Raw genomic sequence first — 18,246 nt, forward strand, 5'->3', positions numbered from 1 at the left:
AGTTCATTCGCCTTAAGCGAACGCACGGATCATGCCTGCGGCCACCGTGTGGTTGGTCGCCTCGTCGATCAGCACGAAAGCGCCGGTCGCCGGGTTGTCGCCGTATGCATCGCAGACGATGGGCTTTTGCAGCGAGATCTGCACCGAGCCGATATCGTTCAGGCCGATGTCGTGGCGGCCGGTTTCGTGCAACAGCGTGTGCACATCCAGCACGCGGTCCACAGACGAGACGCGCGCAAACACGCTGGCCGTGGTGTGCTTGAGCACGTACTTGCGGGCCGGGTTGAGCGATTCGTCGTCGAACCAGCACAGGTCGGCGGTCAGCTTCTTGGCCGAAACGCTGTCCGCGCCGGCGGCAACGAACATATCACCGCGTGACACATCCACATCTTCCGACAGGCGCACCGTGACGGTCTCGCCTACGCTGGCCGATTCGGCCACGCCATTGGGCGTCAGCACCTCGGCCACCACGGCATCGCGATTGGTCGGCAGCACGCGCAGCTTCTGGCCCACGCGCACGGTGCCTGCCTCGACCCGGCCGGCATAGCCGCGGAAATCGTCCGCCTGGGCGCCGTCCTGGCGAATCACCAGCTGCACCGGGAAACGCAACGCATCGTCGCCTTCGGACGCGGCTTCTTCCACCGGCAGCGCTTCGAGCAGCGGCAGCAGCGGCTCGCCCTGGTACCACGGCATGGCCTGGCTGGCGTTGACGATATTGTCGCCACGCAGCGCCGATACCGGCACGTAGCGCACGTCCTTCAGGCCCAACTGGGCAGCCAGTTCGGTGTAGGCGTCGCGGATCTGGTTGAAGCGCTCTTCGCTGAACTCGACCAGGTCCATCTTGTTGACCGCCACGATCACATGCTGCAGCTCCAGCAGCTTGAGAATGGCCGAATGGCGCTTGGTCTGGGCCAGCAGTTCGGCGCGGCCGTCGGTCACGGTCACGCGGGTGGCGTCGACCAGCACGATGGCGGCATGCGCGGTGGACGCGCCCGTCACCATGTTGCGGGTGTACTGCTCATGCCCCGGCGTGTCCGCGATGATGAACTTGCGGCGCGCGGTGGAGAAGTAGCGGTAAGCCACGTCGATGGTGATGCCCTGCTCGCGCTCGGCTTCCAGGCCATCGGTCAGCAGCGAGAAATCGATCTGCTCGCCGGCGGTACGCTTGTTCTTGGCCTTGGTCAGCGCGGTCAGCTGATCGGACAGCACAGCCTTGCTGTCATACAGCAGGCGGCCAATCAGCGTGCTCTTGCCATCGTCGACCGAACCCGCGGTGATAAAACGCAGCAGGCCTTGGTGTGTTGCTTGGGTGCTCATGTCAAATCCTTTCTTCTTCCCTCTCGCAGCGCTCGCTCCGGCGCATAGGCGGGAGGCAGCGCTAGGCGCGTGAGGGCGACGTGTACATTGGTACACGAGCACTCTCGCAACGACGCGATGTGCCCGCCTATGCGTCCGGGTTAGAAGTAGCCTTCTTTCTTGCGGCGTTCCATGGACGCTTCGCTCGTCTGGTCGTCCATCCGCGTCGCGCCGCGCTCGGTGATTTCGGTCACGGCCGTCTCGGCGATGATCTCGATCGGCGAGGCCGCAACGCTGGCCACAGGGCAGGTGCAGCTGATGTCGCCCACGGTGCGAAAACGCACCGAGATCACTTCGCTGACGTCGCCGTCTTGCTTCGGCGTGATCGGCGTGACCGGCACCAGCAGGCCGTTCTTCTTCACCACTTCGCGCTGGTGCGCGTAGTAGATCGGAGGCAGCTCAAGCTCTTCACGGGCGATGTACTGCCACACGTCCAGCTCGGTCCAGTTGGAGATGGGGAACACGCGCATCTGTTCGCCGGCGGCCATGCGGGCGTTATACAGACTCCACAGTTCCGGGCGCTGGGCCTTCGGGTCCCACTGGCCGAACTCGTCGCGGAAGGAGAAGATGCGTTCCTTGGCACGCGCCTTTTCTTCATCGCGGCGGGCACCGCCCATCAGCGCGTCGTACTTGTTGGCCTCGATGGTTTCCAGCAGGGTCACGGCTTGCGCGGCATTGCGCGAGTCGGTTTCCTTGCGCAGGCGCACGGTGCCGCGCTTGATGGAATCTTCCACATGGCCCACCACCAGGCGCGCACCGAGCTCGGCCACGCGCTGGTCGCGGAAAGTGATCACTTCCGGGTAGTTGTGGCCGGTATCGATATGCACCAGCGGGAACGGCAGTTCGGTCTTGCGGTCGCCCAGGCGGAATGCCTTGAGCGCCAGATGCAGCATGACGATCGAATCCTTGCCGCCCGAGAACAGCAGCGCCGGGTTGCGGCACTCCGCCACCACCTCGCGGATGATGTAGATGGATTCCGCCTCGAGCTTGTCGAGGTGATCGTTTTGCACTTGCAGCAGGTGCGCCACTTCCGGCGCGCCAGTCAGTTCGTTCATGATGCCCATTTCGTCTGGCCTCAATGCTTGATGTTCTGTTCGTGAAGCCCGCACTCTTTCGAGTCCTTGCTCTCCCACCACCACCGTCCGGCGCGCACATCCTCGCCGGCGCGCACGGCGCGCGTACAGGGCTCGCAGCCGATGCTGGGGTAGCCCTTGGCATGCAGCGCGTTGACCGGCACGTCATGCCGCTTCAGGTAAGCCCACACCTCGGCCTCGCTCCAGTCGGCGAGCGGGTTGAACTTCGGAATGCCGCGCGCCTCATCCATTTCCTCGAACGGCAGCTCCGAGCGCGTCACCGCCTGCTCGCGGCGCTGGCCGGTCAGCCATGCGTCCGCATGCGACAGCGCGCGGTTCAACGGCTCCACCTTGCGGATGCCGCAGCAGCTCTTGCGCAGGTCCACGCTGTCGTAGAACGCGTTCAGCCCGTGGTTCTTCAGGTAGTTCTCGATGGCCTCGGGGTCCGGCGTGAAGCGCTCGATGTCGTAGCCGTAGTGCGCCTTGACTTCGTCCAGCACCGCCAACGTCTCGGCGTGCAGGCGGCCGGTTTGCAGCGTGAACACGCGGATGCCCGCGCGCACCTGCTCGGAGCCGCGCAGGATCGCATCCGTCACCACCATGTCTTCGGCCGCCAGGCTGGAGGCAAAGCGGGCGCGAAAGAAGCTGCCGGCGATTTGCGCCAGGCGCAGGCCAAGCTCACGCTCCTTGGCTTCGAGATCCGCCACGCTGCCGGTGTACTCCGGCGCGGTCCACAGCGCCGGGGGACGCAGCGAAGAGACGGGAGCCTCGACGATAGCAATCTCGCTCATGCCGTTTCCTTGCCCAGCGCTTCGGCGCGGTTGCGGCGGAACAGCGGCAGCGGCTCGTCCACCGATGCCTGGTAGGCCACGGTGAATTCCGTGAAGCCCTTGATGGCGTCGTCGATGTTCTTGTCGGCGCGCACGGCGAAGGTGTCGAAGCCGCAGCGCTTCATGAAATTGAGCTGGTCGCGCAGCACGTCGCCGATGGCGCGCAGCTCGCCCTTCCAGTTGTAACGGGTGCGCAGCAGATAGGCGGTGGAAAAACCACGGCCATCGCGGAACACGGGGAAATCCACCGCCACCACGGCCACGCTGGCAAACGCGGCCTGCGCGTCGGCCGGCTCGTCTTCCGGCGCCAGCCAGATGCCGGTGACGTCGGCCGCGCGGCCAGCCAGTGCGCCGTCCTTGTGCGCCAGCCATGCGGTCAGCGGGAACAGCACGGCGTCCGTGCCTTGCGCGGCGGCGACGATCTGTTCGTCGGTCAGGGCCGCGCCCTCGGCACCGCGCAGCACGGTCCATGCGTCATCGATGATGACCGGGACCGGGTTGGCGCCTTCGCCGCGTTGCAGTTGAATAATCTTTGCCATGTCGTTTATCTCCGGTGCTCAGGCTTCGGCGCGTTCGCGCTGCTTGTCGGCATAGACGCGTTCCTTGAACGGGGCGATGCCGATACGGCCCAGCACGTCGATGAAGCGTTCGTCGTCATGGCGGTTGGCCACGAAGGTGTCGATGATGCGCGACACCACGTCGGGCATTTCGTCGGCCTTGAACGACGGGCCGATCACCTTGCCGATGGCGCTCTTGTTGCCTTGCGCGCCGCCCAGCGTGACCTGGTACCACTCCTCGCCGTCCTTATCCACGCCCAGCACGCCGATATTGCCCACATGGTGGTGGCCGCAGGCGTTGATGCAACCCGAGATGTTCAGCGAGATCTCGCCCAGGTCGTGCACGTAGTCCAGGTTGTCGAAACGCTCCTGGATGGCCAGCGCGATGGGGATCGACTTGGCATTGGCCAGCGAGCAGAAATCGCCGCCCGGGCAGGCGATGATGTCGGTCAGCAGGCCGATGTTGGCAGTAGCCAGGCCAGCCTTCCTAGCCTCCTGCCACAGCGCGTACAGGTCGCGCTTGCGCACGTCCGGCAGCACCAGGTTCTGCTCGTGCGCCACGCGCAGTTCGCCGTAGCCGTAGCGGTCGGCCAGGTCGGCCACCAGGTCGATCTGCGCATCGGTGGCATCTCCCGGGGGCGATGCCGGGCCGGGCTTGGTCGACAGCGTGACCGCGGCGTAGCCGGGCACCTTGTGCGCATGCACGCTGCGGCTCACCCAGCGGGCGAAGGCCTTTTCTTCCAGCAGGTGCTTTTCATACGAAGCATCGGTATCGGCCAGCTTGTCGTAGGCCGGGGGCGCGAAATACTGCGCCACGCGGTCGAACTCAGCCTGCGTGATGGTGGCGGGACCATCCTTGCTGTGCTGCCACTCTTCCTCGACTTCCTGCGCGAACTTCTCCGCGCCGATGGCCTTCACCAGGATCTTGATGCGAGCCTTGTACTTGTTGTCGCGGCGGCCATAGCGGTTGTACACGCGAATGGCCGATTCCACGTACGACAGCAGGTGCTGCCACGGCAGGTCGTCCTTGATCACCGAACCCAGGATCGGCGTGCGGCCCAGGCCACCGCCGGCCAGGATGCGCAGGCGCGTTTCGCCCTGGGCATTGCGGTAGGCGTAGATGCCGATATCGTGCATCTGCACCACGGCGCGGTCGTCGACCGAAGCGGAGATGGCGATCTTGAACTTGCGCGGCAGGAACGCGAATTCCGGCTGGAAGGTGCTCCACTGGCGCAGCAGTTCGGCCAGCACGCGCGGGTCCACGGACTCATCGGGCGCGACGCCGGCGAAGTGGTCGGTGGTGATATTGCGCACGCAATTGCCGGAAGTCTGGATGCCGTGCATCTCGACGCTGGCGAGTTCGGCCAGCACGTCGGGCACGCGCTCCAGTTCCATCCAGTTGTACTGGATGTTCTGGCGGGTGGAGAAGTGGCCATAGCCGCGGTCATACTCGCGCGCGATATGGCCCAGCATGCGCATCTGCTTGCTCGACAGCAGGCCGTACGGAATCGCCACGCGCAGCATGTAGGCGTGGCGCTGCATGTACAGGCCGTTCTGCAAGCGCAGCGGCAGGAATTCTTCCTCGGTCAGTTCGTCCGACAGGCGGCGGCGCACCTGGTCACGGAACTGGGCTACGCGCTCGTTGACGATGCGCTGGTCGTATTGGTCGTACTGATACATGGTGTGGGTCCGTTCAGTATTCGTTGAATTCAGGAGACGAGCTTGATGGCGACCAGCGTCAGCGTGGTAGCCAGCGCGGCGCGCACCAGCCGCTCGGGCAGCGCCCGCGACAGTTGCGCGCCCAGCCAGATGCCGGGGATCGAACCCACCAGCAAGGCCAGCAACAGCGTCCAGTTCACCGTGCCGAGCCAAACGTGGCCCAAGCCGGCAAGCGCCGTCAGCGGGACGGCGTAGGCGATATCGGTGCCAGCCACCTCGGCCGGCTTCATGCGGGGATACAGCAGGAGAATGAGCGTGGCGCCCACGGCACCCGCGCCGATCGAGGACACCGTTACCAGCACCCCGATCACGGCGCCCACCACCACGGTGGCAACCGCCTGGGCACGGCCTTCGAGCTGGAAGCGCGGGTTGCGTGCCAGCCACGCCAGCATCTGCTTGCGGAACAGGAGCGACAATACCGTCAGGATCACCGACACGCCGATGGTCAGGCGGATCGCGTGCAGCCACTGCGCGTTGAGTTCACCGGCGCTCTTGAGCACCAGGATGGCCACCACCGCGGCCGGCAGGCTGCCGATGCACAGGCGGCGCACCACCTGCCACTGCACATGGCCGTGGGCGCGGTGCGCCACCGTGCCGAAACCCTTGGTGATGGCGGCGAAGGCGAGGTCGGTGCCAACCGCCGTGGCCGGCGAGAAGCCGAACAGCAGGGTCAGCAGCGGCGTCATGAGCGAACCCCCGCCAACCCCGGTCAGACCGACGAGGACGCCTACTAGCAGACCGGAAACGGTATAGGCAAGAGACATTGGGGTTCACCAGGCCGGTGAGCGTCCGGGACTGCCTGGAAACGAGGCACGTGCGCGGAGGTTCCGACCGTTCATTAACAAAGTTCGAGAATCGTAATAAACTGGCCTCATATCTCAAACTAATAAGAAGTTGTTTGTTTATACGAACACGGATATATGAACCTGCACCAGTTCCGTTTTGTGCGCGAAGCCGTACGCCAGAACTACAACCTGACCGAAGCCGCAAAAGCGCTCTATACATCACAGCCCGGCGTCTCCAAGGCCATCATCGAGCTTGAGGAAGAGCTGGGCGTGGATATCTTTACCCGCCACGGCAAGCGCATCCGCAGCCTGACGGAGCCCGGCCGCCGCATTCTGGAGTCGGTGGAGAAGATCCTGCAGGAAGTGGAAAGCCTGAAACGGGTGGGCAAGGACTACGCCGCCCAGGACCAGGGCAACTTCACCATCGCCACCACCCACACCCAGGCGCGCTACGCCCTGCCCCGGGTGATCGCGGAGTTTACCAAACGCTACCCAAAAGTGCGCCTTTCAATACAACAGGGCAATCCGACGCAAATCGCCGACATGGTGCTGCACGACCATGCCGACATCGGGATCGCCACGGAAGGGATCTCCGCCGACAAGAACCTGATCTCCCTGCCCGGCTACCAATGGCAGCACGTGGTCGTCACGCCGCCCGACCATCCCCTGCTGGAAAAGAAGCACCTGGCGCTGGAAGACCTGATGGGCTACCCCATCATCACTTATGATCCGAACTTCGCCGGCCGCCCCAAGATCGACAAAGCCTTCGAGCTGCGCCACCTCAAGCCCGACATCATCCTGGAAGCCATCGACGCCGACGTGATCAAGACCTATGTGGAAATCGGCCTTGGCGTAGGCATCGTCGCCGGCGTAGCCTTTGACGCCGAGCGCGACCGCAACCTGCGCGGCATTCCCGCCGGACACCTGTTCGGCACCAATGTGACGCATCTGGCAGTCAAGCAAGGCGCCTACCTGCGCAGCTTTGTGTATACCTTTATTGAGTTGTTCTCCCCGACGCTGAACCGCAAGCTGGTAGAACAAGCCATGTCGGGCGACCACGAGGCGTACGAACTCTGAAGCACCCAATCCAGCGCGGCTGACCGGAACGCCACCAGCCGCGCCATGCCAGCCCTGCCAGGGCGCCCCGGCTTGCCAGCCGGCGCGCGGCGGGGCCGGATCGCCTTGAATGGCCAGCCCATGTTGGCCAGACTTATCCGCACAACCCCATTGGCCGCCATAAGTGGCCAGAAAGAAACTAATGACCGAGCAAGCCACCATCCACTGGACCGAAAACGGCGAAGAACGCAGCGCGAACTGGCGCTCCGAAGCCGGCGCGCCGCCGCCCAAGCGCGTCGTCATCGCCGACGACACCACCACCGGCGACACCGCCTACCGCCTCGCCTGCGAAGGCACCGCCATGCTCTGGCGCGGCGACTTCCAGAACGCCCGCCAGCTGCTGCAAGCGCTGGCCCGCCGCGCCGACAAGCCCAAGAAGGCCGCCAAGGCCTCCAAGGTGCCCAAGGCAAAGCCCACCCCGACCGAAGCCTTCCACCTGCACCGCCAGGCCCAGTCCCAGCGCGCCCGCACGCTCTCCATGCTGCTGCTGCCCTTTGACGCCGACCACCTGGTGCCGCTGCGCCGCTCGCCCGATGTGCGCGAGGCGTGCCTGGAAGCCTATGGGGAAGTCGATGCGCCGTATGTGGCATCGATGCGCGAACTGCTCGGACTGATCGGCGCGCACGAGTGGCGCAAGAAGGGTGTGGAGATTCCCGCGCTCGCTGAACGCATCCATCCGTACTACGGCGTCTTCTCGCCGGTGCGCGGCGAATACATCGATCTGGTCGCCAAGGCCCAGCTACCCGCCGGCGCCCTCAACCTCGCCTTCGACATCGGCACCGGCACCGGCGTGCTGGCCGCCCTGCTGGCCCAGCGCGGCGTCAAGCGCGTGATCGCCACGGACATGGACCCGCGCGCGCTTGCCTGCGCCAGCGACAACATCCACCGCCTCAAGGCGGCAGGCCAGGTGGAAGTGGTAGAGGCCGACCTCTTCCCGGAAGGCCGTGCGCCGCTGGTGGTGTGTAACCCGCCGTGGGTGCCGGCACGTCCGAACTCGCCGATTGAGCGCGCGGTGTATGACCCGGATTGCCAGATGCTGAAGGGATTTATTGCCGGGCTGGCTGATCATCTGGAGCCGAAGGGTGAAGGCTGGCTGCTGCTGTCTGATCTGGCTGAACACCTGGGGCTGCGTTCGCGGGACCAGTTGCTGGCGTGGATTGATGAGGCTGGGTTGAAGGTGCTGGGGCGGTTGGAGGTGAAGCCTAGCCATCCGAAGGCTACTGATATGACTGACCCGCTGCATGCTGCGCGGGCGGCTGAAGTGACTTCGTTGTGGCGCCTGGGTATTAAGTAAGCTGTAGCACGCTGACAAGCCGGGCGGCGCTCGCCGCCTCGGCTCAAAGACACCAGAGCCTCTCAACCTCCGCTCTGTTGTCTCCCCTCTCCCGTCTGCGGGAGAGGGGCGGGGGAGAGGGCGGGAGCTAGCAAGAGCGACGCGTCTCACCCTGCCACAAGCCCCCTCCTCCCCTACCTCAAAGCAATCCTTGCACCCGATTCAAAGCCGCATCCAATTGCCGCTTCAACGGCATCAGCAAGCAATGCAAACCGTGACTGTCTTCTACATCGTCACTGTCGTAATCCAGCAGTTTTAGAACGGAGCCGAGGCCTGCGCTTACGCGTAGCAGGTCGGCGCAGCCTTCCTGGGCGATGATCTGGGCGTCGCTGCGCAGAGCGTCTAGTTGGTACGCTAGCTCCTGCACGCTTAGCTTTGTGGGGGTGTCCGCTGGAAATGTGATGCGGATCAGGTCGGCGAGTAGGTCGGATTGCCGGGAGAGGGTGAGCGTGCGCTCGGGGTAATGCGAGACAGTTTGGAGAGCAAAGCAGTCGCTCCACCGCACGTCGTGCGGCTTGCTCAATGGCCGGTTGTGGCTGCCGGAAGCTGCCATTTGCGCTTGCCGCATGGCAGACAAGCAGCGGCCCCTCCTAAGGTGGGGTTCATTTGCCCCGGTATTCGTCCGTTTATCGTTGCGGGCCCGCATACCGTCAAGGCCCCTTTAACCCATCTGGAAGAAAGACATGAAGCAAAGCAAGATCGCCCTTGTTGCTACCCTCTGCGCCGCTGGCGCTCTATTGACCGGTTGCGAGACGACGAATTCGATCCCTTACAAGGCCTCCCCCGCCAATGTCATCGCCATCCAGCAGAGCCTGCAACCGAAGAAGGTCAGCGTTGCCGACGTCGGTCTGGCGCCGGGCGTCGATGAGAGCCCGCTGTGTCGTCTGAACGGTCCGGTAAGGGTAGCGCCGGGCAAGACGCCATCGCAGTACATCAAGGACGCCTTCCAGGAAGAGCTCCTGATGGCTCAATCCTATGACGTGAAAGGTGCCCCGATCGAGGGACGCATCGAAGAACTAAGTTTCAGCTCCGTGTCGCCTGCGTACTGGCAGATCACGATGGTCGTGAAGTCGACCGCTGACAAGGGCTATAAGGTCTCGGTCAAATATCCGTTCGACACGAGCTGGACTGCCGCCGGCGCGTGCAAAAACGTGGCTGACGCCTTTGGCCCCGCCGTGCAGGAACTGCTGAAGCAGGTTGTGACGAGCCCGCAATTCCCGGCACTGGCCGGGAAGTAAGGCGTTCTGCGGGACAGGCCCTCTCGCTTCGCTCCGGAGGGCGCGGCTGACATGCCGACGGCATGATGTCCGTTGGGCGGGCGCGTCACACTCCCGCGGCATGGCGGCTTGCGGCCGGAAGTTGCGTTTTTCCGTTATCGACCCCAATCCGGTCAGTCCAATTTCTACAAGCCGGCCATTCGTTCGTCGTGGCGTGCAATAAGGCTACTGTCCCAGCGAGAACGAACCGAAGCGGAAAATAGCAACGCCTACGCCAATCGCAGATCCCACAACACATCAAGTACGTGTTGCGTGGAACGCTCAACGTACCCCGCACGATGTGCGATGCCGAGCCGACGCCACAACGCCGGGCGCAGCGGACGCATGACAATGCGGCTGTCGGGCAATGGCGTAGTGGCCTCATGGGGCAACAGCGCCGCGCCGTAACCTGCCGCTACCAGACTCTTGATCGCGTCGTTGTAGTTGAGCTGAATGCGCGGAGCAGGATGGTGCCCCCCGGTCGCGAACCACTCCGCAGTCAGACGCGAGAGACGCGTGGTCGCGTCATTGAGAATCAGAGGTTGGGCGGCGAGCCATTCAGGCGTGACGCGGGCCGGACACCGCCAATGCGCCGGCACAAAGGCCATCACGGGGTCGCGGCGCCAAGGCTTTATCACGAGTCCGGCCACCGGGGGCTGAGGCAGTGCGATCAGCCCAACATCCAGCGTTCCATCCGCCAGTCGGGACAGCGTTTCATGCGAAGTGAGTACTGCAACCTGAATGTCGATAGCGGGATGTTGCTGGCGCAACACCTCAAGCGCTTGCGGCAACAGGTGCGCGATCACGCCAGTCGACGCACCGAGCCGCGCGCGCCCTTCGAGCCCCTGCACCTGGCGCTGAATATCGTCTAACGCCTGCTCCGCATCGGCCAGCAGTCGACGCGCGCGCTCCACCAGCACCTCTCCTATCGCCGACGGCCTGACATGTCCGCGCTTCCGTGACAGGAGTGGCGCCCCAATGCGGTCTTCTAGTTCAGCGATGTGGAGGCTGACCGTTGGCGGCGCCAGGTGCAACGCACGCGCCGCATCGGCAAATGAGCCACGGTCGGTAATGGCGACCAGAGTGCGCAAACGGTCCAGGCTGATCTCTCGCATGTCGGCGTCCAGATTCAGAAAAACTGAATATTCACGTTATGAAATACAACTTTCCCTATTCTAGCGGTCCATGGAACATAGGGGCTCGTTCTACTTGTTACAACACACAGTCACCGGAGTATTCCACGTATGAGCTCTCCCGTTGTTTTCATCGACGGCGACCAAGGCACCACCGGGTTGCAAATCCACGAACGGCTGCGCAACCGGACCGACCTTAGACTGTTCACGCTTGCCGCTGCGGAACGCAAAGATCCGCGGCGTCGCGCAGAAGCCATCAACGCCTGCGACATCGCCATCCTCTGTTTGCCTGATGCCGCCGCGCGCGAGGCCGTGGACGCCATTGTTAATCCTGCCGTCAGAGTCATCGACGCAAGTTCCGCCCACCGCACACAGCCGGACTGGACATACGGCTTTCCGGAAATGACGCTGGGACAGGCTGAGCGCATTGCGAACGCACGTCGGGTCACCAATCCCGGTTGCTATCCGACCGGTGCAATTGGCTTGCTGCGTCCCCTGTTGCAGGCTGGGCTCATACCAGGCAACTACCCTATCAGCATTCATGCGGTGTCGGGCTACTCCGGACGCGGGCGTGCCGGCGTGGAGGAACATGAGGGGCAGCGTGCCGTCAACGCGCCTTCATACCAGGTATATGGTCTGGAACTCGCGCACAAGCACACCCCGGAGATCCAGCAGCACGCCGGGCTCGCGCAGCGTCCCATCTTCGTCCCTGCGTTGGGTGCGTTCCGCCAGGGCATCGTGCTGACGGTGCCCTTGGAGTTGCGGCTGTTGGCACCCGACGTGGATGGCGCCACGTTACACGCATGCCTCGCACGCCACTATGCCGAGGCGGCCCACGTACATGTCTTGCCGCTGCACGAATCGTGCACCTTAAAGCACCTGGATCCGCAAGTGCTGAACGGTACGAACGACATGCGCTTAAGCGTATTTCCTAACATGGAACACGGGCACGTCCTGCTGTCCGCGGTTTTCGATAATCTTGGCAAAGGCGCATCCGGCGCTGCGGTTCAGAACCTGAACCTGATGCTCACGCAGCAATAGTGGCCGATGGCTCGAGCTAACGTTCGGCCGCACCCATATGCCAACGATTGTTGCCAATCTGGTCTCCGAAACCACGTCCGCATGACCGTCACGCCGCCTGGCGGCAGCGCTGCCATCCACCGCTCCGGCTATACACTCACCATCCTGCGCAAAGACCCCGATGGGCATTGGCGGCTCACGCGCGATGCGAATCTGCTCGCAGCAGAAATCACGGCGACGCCGTCACGAAGGCATCGCCGGGTCATCTGCAGGGATCGAAACTATCGTTGTGCGGTGCACTAGGAAGGAGGCTCCTGCTTGCCCCCCTTTCACGTGCTCGCATGGCTTACATGCGTCGCCGGCTCGCCCCAGGTCGGCCATTACCCCACATGGCGTTCCCGCCCTATATCGCTAATAATGGTCTAACTGCCGTTGCCGGACGAGGGCGACCATGCTTTATAGTCCCGAAGCAATTCATACAGCCGCCCTGCCGGGGAACGCGGGTTGCGGCAAAACCTCGCCGGTCGAGCGCCGCACCACGATGTGCGAATTCGATCCGCTCGACACGCCCGACGACCAGTCGCGCCTGAACGACATCACGGGCGGTCACGACAACCACACGATCCAGCTCGGTCACTATGAATCCGTGCCACCCGCCCCGCAGAAACCGATGGCGTCGCAGCACAAGTCGCACAGGGACGGCGCTGCCTGATGGTAAAGGATGCCGGGATGCCGATGAATGCCCCAATTCGGCCGTCAGTTCGCCAGCCCAGCCACGTCATCGGCAGGGAATGGGACAGTCCCGGACGGCAGATCCAAACCACAGCAATGCGCATGGCGACGAAAACCGCCGGGCTTGCACTATGGCTTGGGAGTCTCTTGCCGTCCCCTGCCCTTGCAGCCCTGCAGAATCAGTTCCTGTATTTCCCCGCTAAGGCTGAGTTGTCAGAACTGGTTGCTGGCGGCCTAAGGGCATGGCCGTCTTCGCAAGACGTCAAGGGCCTGGTTGCAGAACCCACCGGGCCAGTGCGTGCCACGGCGATTGTTTTCCATGGCAATGCCGGACATGCCGGCCACCGCAGAGCGTACGCCGCGGCTCTGGCGCCCCATGGCGCACGCGTGATTCTCGCCGAGTATCCGGGCTACGGACCGCGCCCGGGACCGTTGGGCGAAGTCAGCCTAGTGAATGACGCCGAGCAGATCATCGCGCAGGCCTATCGCCAATATGGCGCACCGCTGCTGGTGATCGGCGAATCGCTGGGGGCCGGCGTTGCGGCGGCGGCCAGCGTGCGCCAGCGGGACAAGACAGCAGGCCTGATGCTGATCACGCCATGGGACACGCTGCAACATGTTGCCGGCTACCACTATCCCTGGCTGCCGGTGTCGTGGCTGCTGCGGGATCGCTACGACAGCGCGGCCAACCTGGCGTCGTTCACCCGGCCCGTTTTGGTGGTGGTTGCGGAGCGCGACAGCATTGTCCCGGCGCGCTTTGGCGTCGCACTGCATGACGGGCTGGTAGCGCCTCGGCAATTGCGTGTAGTGCCTGGTGCCGAGCACAACGATTGGTTCGAGCGGGTAGACGATGCCTGGTGGCGCGATGCCCTTCGCTTCCTGCTCGGGGGGTCGGATTGAGTCCGTCCCCCTACCGGATGACACCCAAATATTGCGTGGTCGGCACGGGCTGGCGCCTTCAGTCACTAAAGCGTGGCGCAGGCCGGACTGCCAGCCCCTTCCTCGATATTCGGCCACACCAACACCTCAAACTGATCAGGCGGAACCGGCTGGGAATACAAAAAGCCCTGGGCAAAATCACAACCCACGGCGATGAGAAAATCGCGTTGCTCCGTCGTCTCCACGCCCTCGGCAATGACCTTCAATCCCAGTTTGTGCGCCAGCATGACCATTGCCTCGCAAAGCGCCTGATTGTCGCCATCAAAGCCGAGGTTATGTACGAACGAGCGGTCGATCTTGAGGTAATCGATGTCGAAGCGCTTGAGATAAGCCAGGGACGAGTAACCAGTACCGAAGTCGTCGATCGAAATCCCGATTCCCACATCACGGAAGGTCAGCAGCTTCTCATTCAGTTCGGCGTCCAGTAACAGGCCCTCGGTGATTTCAACCACAACGCTCTGCCCCGGCATCCCTTCCCGCACGAGATAGTCGGACCATTGATTGCAAACCAGGCCGTCTTGCCGTATCTGCATCGGTGACATGTTGACGCTGATCTGGAAAGACGGATGGAATCGGCCGCGCCATTGACGGGCCTGGTGCACGGCCTGCTTGAACACCCAATCCCCGATCGGAACGATGAGCCCCGTGTCTTCGGCCAATGGAATGAAATCCTGCGGATTGATCGTGCCGCGTTCGGGGTGCAGCCAGCGGATCAGTGCCTCGGCTTTGTAGATTTCCCCGGTCTCCAGGTCGACGATGGGCTGATAGTAGACCTGGAACTGTCCGCCAGGCAGGGCGGCACGTAGATCGCTCGTGAGACGCAGGCGCTTTTCCGCCGCTACACGCAAGTCGGGCGTGAAGTAGCTGAAACGGTTGCGCCCGGCGTTCTTGGCCGCATACATGGCCTGGTCTGCGTTCTTGAAAAGGACATCCAGTTCGCCGGTGTCGTCGGGATAAAGTGTGACGCCGACGCTGGCGGAAATGAAGGTCTCATCCGCGCCGAGCTTGAAGGGCTCGGCCAGCTTGTGGATGATGGCCTTTGCGATCCGTTCAATGCGTTCGGTATCGTCCATGTTGGGCAGAATGACGGTGAATTCGTCACCGCCAAGGCGCGCGACGATATCCGATTCGCGCACGCACGAGATGATGCGCCTGGCGGCCTCGATCAGCAGGATGTCTCCTGTGTCGTGTCCCAGGGAGTCATTGACCTCTTTGAAGCGATCCAGGTCGATCAGCATCAAGGCCATACGCTGCCGGGAGCGATGCGCCATGCCGGCTTCCTCCTCGAGACGGCTGTGAAACATCTGGCGATTCGGAAGATGGGTCAGCGCATCGAAATTGGCCTGTTTCCAGATTGTCGCCTCGAATGCCATCCGGTCCGATAAATCACGACCCACAGCCAGCACCGAGTTCACCTTGCCCGACCGGTCAATCTCTGGCGTCAGGCGGATATGGGTGCAGTGTTCCCGTCCATCCTTGCTGAGCCATCTCAGCTCGAATTGCCCACTTCTCCCGCTTGAAATGGTGTCGGCGATTTTCTCCTCGTAGATCAGCGCGTTGGCGCCGCCGGGAACCTCCGAGGGCCGCTTGCCGAGCGATTCGCCTAGGGTGCGCCCTGCCGAGGCACAGAACGCGGGATTGGCGTAAGTGCGGCGGAGGTCCCGGTCGTAGCGGGTAATCGTGTCCGGGGAGTTCTCAATCAACGTTCGCGACTCCTGCTCCCTGGAGACGAGTTCCGCTGTTCGCTCGACGACGGTCTGCTCAAGGGAGGCGTTGATCTCGTTGATCTTCTGGATTTTCTGGCTGATCGCCCCACTCATTCTTTCGAAACGCTGCGCGAGCCGGCCAAGTTCATCCTTGCCGCCGGCATCAGTGCGCGCATGCGCCTCCGCCTCGGCTCCCGCATCGTTGCCGGTATCGTGCATCTTTCGCACCAGCTCTTTGAGCGGTGCCGAAATGCTGTGGGAAATGAAGTAGGCCAGGAAGATCGAAAGCAGGAACCCCGAGATGCCAACCAGTACGATCTGATTGCGCACGGACTGTGCCTCTGCCGTCAACTTCTTTTCTGGGATTGTGCTGACGACAAACCATGTCGTGCCGGGAATTGCTGCGTACGCGGCAAGGTAGCGCCCCTCGCGCTTGCCCTCGAAGTCGACGAAACCACTCGGCTCCCCGTGTAGCTCGTTGCTTGCGATTTTCTTGATCAGGTCAGGCTCGGCCATCCCTTCGGTGTTCGTGGAAATGCCGTCGGCGCGGACAACCACTTTGTTGTTGCCGGCATCGAGAACGTAGATTTCCGTTCCACTCCCTAGGGCGACGTCATCAAAAATTGTCGAAAAATGCTCGGGGCTGATGACCAGAACCAGATTGCCAATCTGCCGGTTGTTGCTCTTGCCGATGATGGCGCGCACCATCCCGAGATTTTGTTGCCCGACGCCGTTGTCGTAACTGCCCCAGTAAGGCCGGCCATTGCGATCGGGAGCCTGCTTGACCAGACGCAGCACACCCCGGCTCAGCTGCGCGAAGACCTGGGTGTCCATGATCCGGTTGTTCTTGTCGAGCAGATACTTCTGGTTGATGAAGTCAACCGATCCGTAGTGCTGCAGGAGCAGGCGTGTCATATCCTGGCGCGCCTCGCTCCGCTCCTTTGCACTGCCATCCACAACGCTTGTCAGCGCGCCTTGAACGCGATCGGAGAGTACAAGAAGGCTGCTTTCCGTCTCGATCTGCTCCATCCGCAACGAGATGTTCTTGGATACCTGCTTGACCATCTCTTTCGAGAATACCTCCGCCTTCTCCTTGATCGCGGCGGTCGACTCCACATACGATATGTAGCCCGATATAAGTATCGGTATCAGCGACAGCAGGATGAACGCAGTCATCAGCCGGTAGCGAATTTCGACACGGCGCAGCAGGTCCAGCGAGAGATATGCGAAAGCGCTTCGCAGCGAACCTATGATTGAGCTCATCGGTAGTGCATCTTTGCTTCATTCTTGACAGACTCGTCGAGGAGCTTGGCGGCCTGTCCGGGCGTGATCTTCCTGACCAGCACTTCCTGCATCAATCGATGGAGCTGCTCGATCGAGTTGGAGGGTAGAACCGAATAGTATGGGCTGACGGTCACCGGATAGCGGCTGACCATGTTTGTGTAGTCGACAATCTTCTGATCGCTTGCGAGCGTTCCCGCGACTTGCTTGAATGGGGGGATGTTCTGGCGTTTTCTCTGGAGAATGGAGAACCCCTTCCCGGCAATGAATTCGAGAAAACGCATGGCTGCGGCCTTGTTGGGCGTCTCGCACACCGCAAACCCGGTTTCGCTGCCGATCACAGGCACCACCCGCTTGCCCGGCGCGTTCCAGGGCGGAATAAACACGCCAACCTCGAAAGGGTTGCCGTGCAGCAAAGGGCCGGCTGCCCAACTGCCGTGAAAAGCCATCGCGACCTTGCCTTCCTTGAACAGCCGTATGCCTTCGTCGTAATCCGTCGCCATGAAGGCATCTTGTACGTAACCACGTTGCGGCATCAGCGCAATCCGGGCAAAGATAGCTGCTACCTGAGGCGTGTTCAGGTCCAGCGTGCCATCACCGATTCTCTGCTTCCAGTCTGGCTCGCGCGCCACCACATTGTTGCCAAAGCCGAAGCTGAAGGGGCCGTTGCCGAGCATGTTCGGGAAGCCGCCGCTCCACATGATGGGTGTTAAGCCCGCAAGCTTGAGCTGCTCGCAAACCATCAGGAACTCTTGGAAATTGGTTGGCAGTTCCTTGACCCCAGCCTTCGCGAACAGTGCCTTGTTGTAATAGATCAGCGTTGTAGCCACTCCGCCGGCAATGCCAAAACGCCTGGATTGGCGACTGGTCCAGTCACCCTTGAGAGGGCCGAGCATGTTGCTCCATGCCGATGTCGCGCTCACGTCTGCCAGGATGCCTTGATCGGCCAATTCAGCCGCATAGGCGTTCGGGTTGACACTCACCAGATCCGGCAAGTTGCCGGAAGCAATCCGGGGCTTGATATTCTCTTCGACCGAATTGCCGACCATGAACTGCACATTCACGCGGACGTCTGGATTGAGTTTGCTGAATTCAGCAGCAATCCGGAGCATCTCCTCCGGCCAGTCTGGCGCCCATATCAACGCTGTAATGGAGGTCCTGGCCGGCACGGCTGCGCCCGACGAAGCGTTGTCTCGCTGTTGACAACCGCATAGGAACAATAAAACGAGGCTGACCAGCCCAGCTAGCAGGGAGGAAAACTCGATGCGTCGCGCTTGGGGGGTCACTTTTCGGCTTCGGGATGGGCTATCTGTGCCTCCACAGGCACTTTCGATGTACCGGGAAGCGAACCGATGGCAAGGCATGGCGGCGTCTCTGCCGCGATAACCTGCAACGAAGTCGAGAACGCCG

16 protein-coding genes are annotated in these 18,246 nt (G+C 62.5%); 6 read left to right on the plus strand and 10 right to left on the minus strand.

Annotated elements, in window-relative coordinates; translation table 11 throughout:
- Positions 1–12: 12 nt before the first annotated feature.
- From AC1DS6_RS20465 to AC1DS6_RS20490, 6 genes are all read right to left on the minus strand, one after another.
- Complete coding sequence (locus AC1DS6_RS20465; protein ID WP_441625386.1) at positions 13–1,317, minus strand: sulfate adenylyltransferase subunit 1; 1,305 nt, start codon at positions 1,315–1,317, stop codon at positions 13–15.
- Between the two features lie 140 nt (positions 1,318–1,457).
- On the minus strand, positions 1,458–2,420 hold the full coding sequence (cysD, locus tag AC1DS6_RS20470) for a sulfate adenylyltransferase subunit CysD (protein ID WP_441625388.1): 963 nt from the start codon (positions 2,418–2,420) through the stop codon (positions 1,458–1,460).
- An 11-nt stretch (positions 2,421–2,431) separates the two neighbouring features.
- The gene (locus AC1DS6_RS20475) at positions 2,432–3,220 is read right to left on the minus strand and encodes a phosphoadenylyl-sulfate reductase (RefSeq protein WP_441625390.1); all 789 of its coding nucleotides are present in this window, start codon (positions 3,218–3,220) and stop codon (positions 2,432–2,434) included.
- Positions 3,217–3,798, minus strand: coding sequence for a DUF934 domain-containing protein (locus AC1DS6_RS20480; RefSeq protein WP_441625392.1), 582 nt, complete (start codon positions 3,796–3,798; stop codon positions 3,217–3,219). Before AC1DS6_RS20480 ends, AC1DS6_RS20475 begins: the two co-directional genes overlap by 4 nt.
- 18 nt (positions 3,799–3,816) lie before the next feature.
- Complete coding sequence (locus AC1DS6_RS20485; RefSeq protein ID WP_441625394.1) at positions 3,817–5,496, minus strand: nitrite/sulfite reductase; 1,680 nt, start codon at positions 5,494–5,496, stop codon at positions 3,817–3,819.
- 29 nt (positions 5,497–5,525) lie between these two features.
- Positions 5,526–6,299 carry a sulfite exporter TauE/SafE family protein gene (locus AC1DS6_RS20490; RefSeq protein ID WP_441625396.1) on the minus strand — a complete coding sequence of 258 codons (774 nt, stop codon included), beginning with the start codon at positions 6,297–6,299 and terminating at the stop codon, positions 5,526–5,528.
- 156 nt (positions 6,300–6,455) lie between these two features.
- Between AC1DS6_RS20490 and AC1DS6_RS20495 the strand changes: the two genes are divergently transcribed.
- Both AC1DS6_RS20495 and AC1DS6_RS20500 read left to right on the plus strand, forming a co-directional pair.
- Positions 6,456–7,397 (plus strand): CysB family HTH-type transcriptional regulator, encoded by a 942-nt coding sequence (locus AC1DS6_RS20495; RefSeq protein ID WP_477102999.1) that lies wholly within the window; start codon positions 6,456–6,458, stop codon positions 7,395–7,397.
- A 181-nt stretch (positions 7,398–7,578) separates the two neighbouring features.
- Positions 7,579–8,730, plus strand: a complete 1,152-nt coding sequence (locus tag AC1DS6_RS20500) for a 50S ribosomal protein L11 methyltransferase (RefSeq protein WP_441625400.1) — start codon at positions 7,579–7,581, stop codon at positions 8,728–8,730.
- A 178-nt stretch (positions 8,731–8,908) separates the two neighbouring features.
- On the opposite strand, the gene AC1DS6_RS20505 is transcribed toward AC1DS6_RS20500, so the two are convergent.
- Entirely contained in the window at positions 8,909–9,322 is a 414-nt protein-coding gene (locus AC1DS6_RS20505; RefSeq protein WP_441625402.1) for a DUF1484 family protein, read from the minus strand.
- A gap of 130 nt (positions 9,323–9,452) precedes the next feature.
- On the opposite strand from AC1DS6_RS20505, the gene AC1DS6_RS20510 reads away from it, so the two are divergent.
- Positions 9,453–10,007, plus strand: coding sequence for a hypothetical protein (locus AC1DS6_RS20510; RefSeq protein WP_441625404.1), 555 nt, complete (start codon positions 9,453–9,455; stop codon positions 10,005–10,007).
- Positions 10,008–10,255: 248 nt separating this feature from the next.
- On the opposite strand, the gene AC1DS6_RS20515 is transcribed toward AC1DS6_RS20510, so the two are convergent.
- On the minus strand, positions 10,256–11,140 hold the full coding sequence (locus tag AC1DS6_RS20515) for a LysR family transcriptional regulator (protein ID WP_441625406.1): 885 nt from the start codon (positions 11,138–11,140) through the stop codon (positions 10,256–10,258).
- A gap of 129 nt (positions 11,141–11,269) precedes the next feature.
- Between AC1DS6_RS20515 and argC the strand changes: the two genes are divergently transcribed.
- The 3 genes from argC (at position 11,270) to AC1DS6_RS20530 (ending at position 13,810) form a co-directional block, all read left to right on the plus strand.
- Entirely contained in the window at positions 11,270–12,199 is a 930-nt protein-coding gene (gene argC, locus AC1DS6_RS20520; RefSeq protein WP_441625408.1) for an N-acetyl-gamma-glutamyl-phosphate reductase, read from the plus strand.
- Between the two features lie 430 nt (positions 12,200–12,629).
- Complete coding sequence (locus AC1DS6_RS20525) at positions 12,630–12,890, plus strand: hypothetical protein (protein WP_441625410.1); 261 nt, start codon at positions 12,630–12,632, stop codon at positions 12,888–12,890.
- Between the two features lie 122 nt (positions 12,891–13,012).
- Positions 13,013–13,810, plus strand: coding sequence for an alpha/beta hydrolase (locus AC1DS6_RS20530; RefSeq protein WP_441625412.1), 798 nt, complete (start codon positions 13,013–13,015; stop codon positions 13,808–13,810).
- 65 nt (positions 13,811–13,875) lie between these two features.
- On the opposite strand, the gene AC1DS6_RS20535 is transcribed toward AC1DS6_RS20530, so the two are convergent.
- Together AC1DS6_RS20535 and AC1DS6_RS20540 are read right to left on the minus strand one after the other, a co-directional pair.
- The gene (locus tag AC1DS6_RS20535; protein WP_441625414.1) at positions 13,876–16,818 is read right to left on the minus strand and encodes a bifunctional diguanylate cyclase/phosphodiesterase; all 2,943 of its coding nucleotides are present in this window, start codon (positions 16,816–16,818) and stop codon (positions 13,876–13,878) included.
- On the minus strand, positions 16,815–18,056 hold the full coding sequence (locus AC1DS6_RS20540; RefSeq protein WP_441625515.1) for an ABC transporter substrate-binding protein: 1,242 nt from the start codon (positions 18,054–18,056) through the stop codon (positions 16,815–16,817). The genes AC1DS6_RS20535 and AC1DS6_RS20540 overlap by 4 nt, the downstream gene beginning before the upstream one ends.
- Positions 18,057–18,246 lie beyond the last annotated feature (190 nt).

It is taken from the genome of Cupriavidus sp. 05L310 (genome assembly GCF_056398185.1).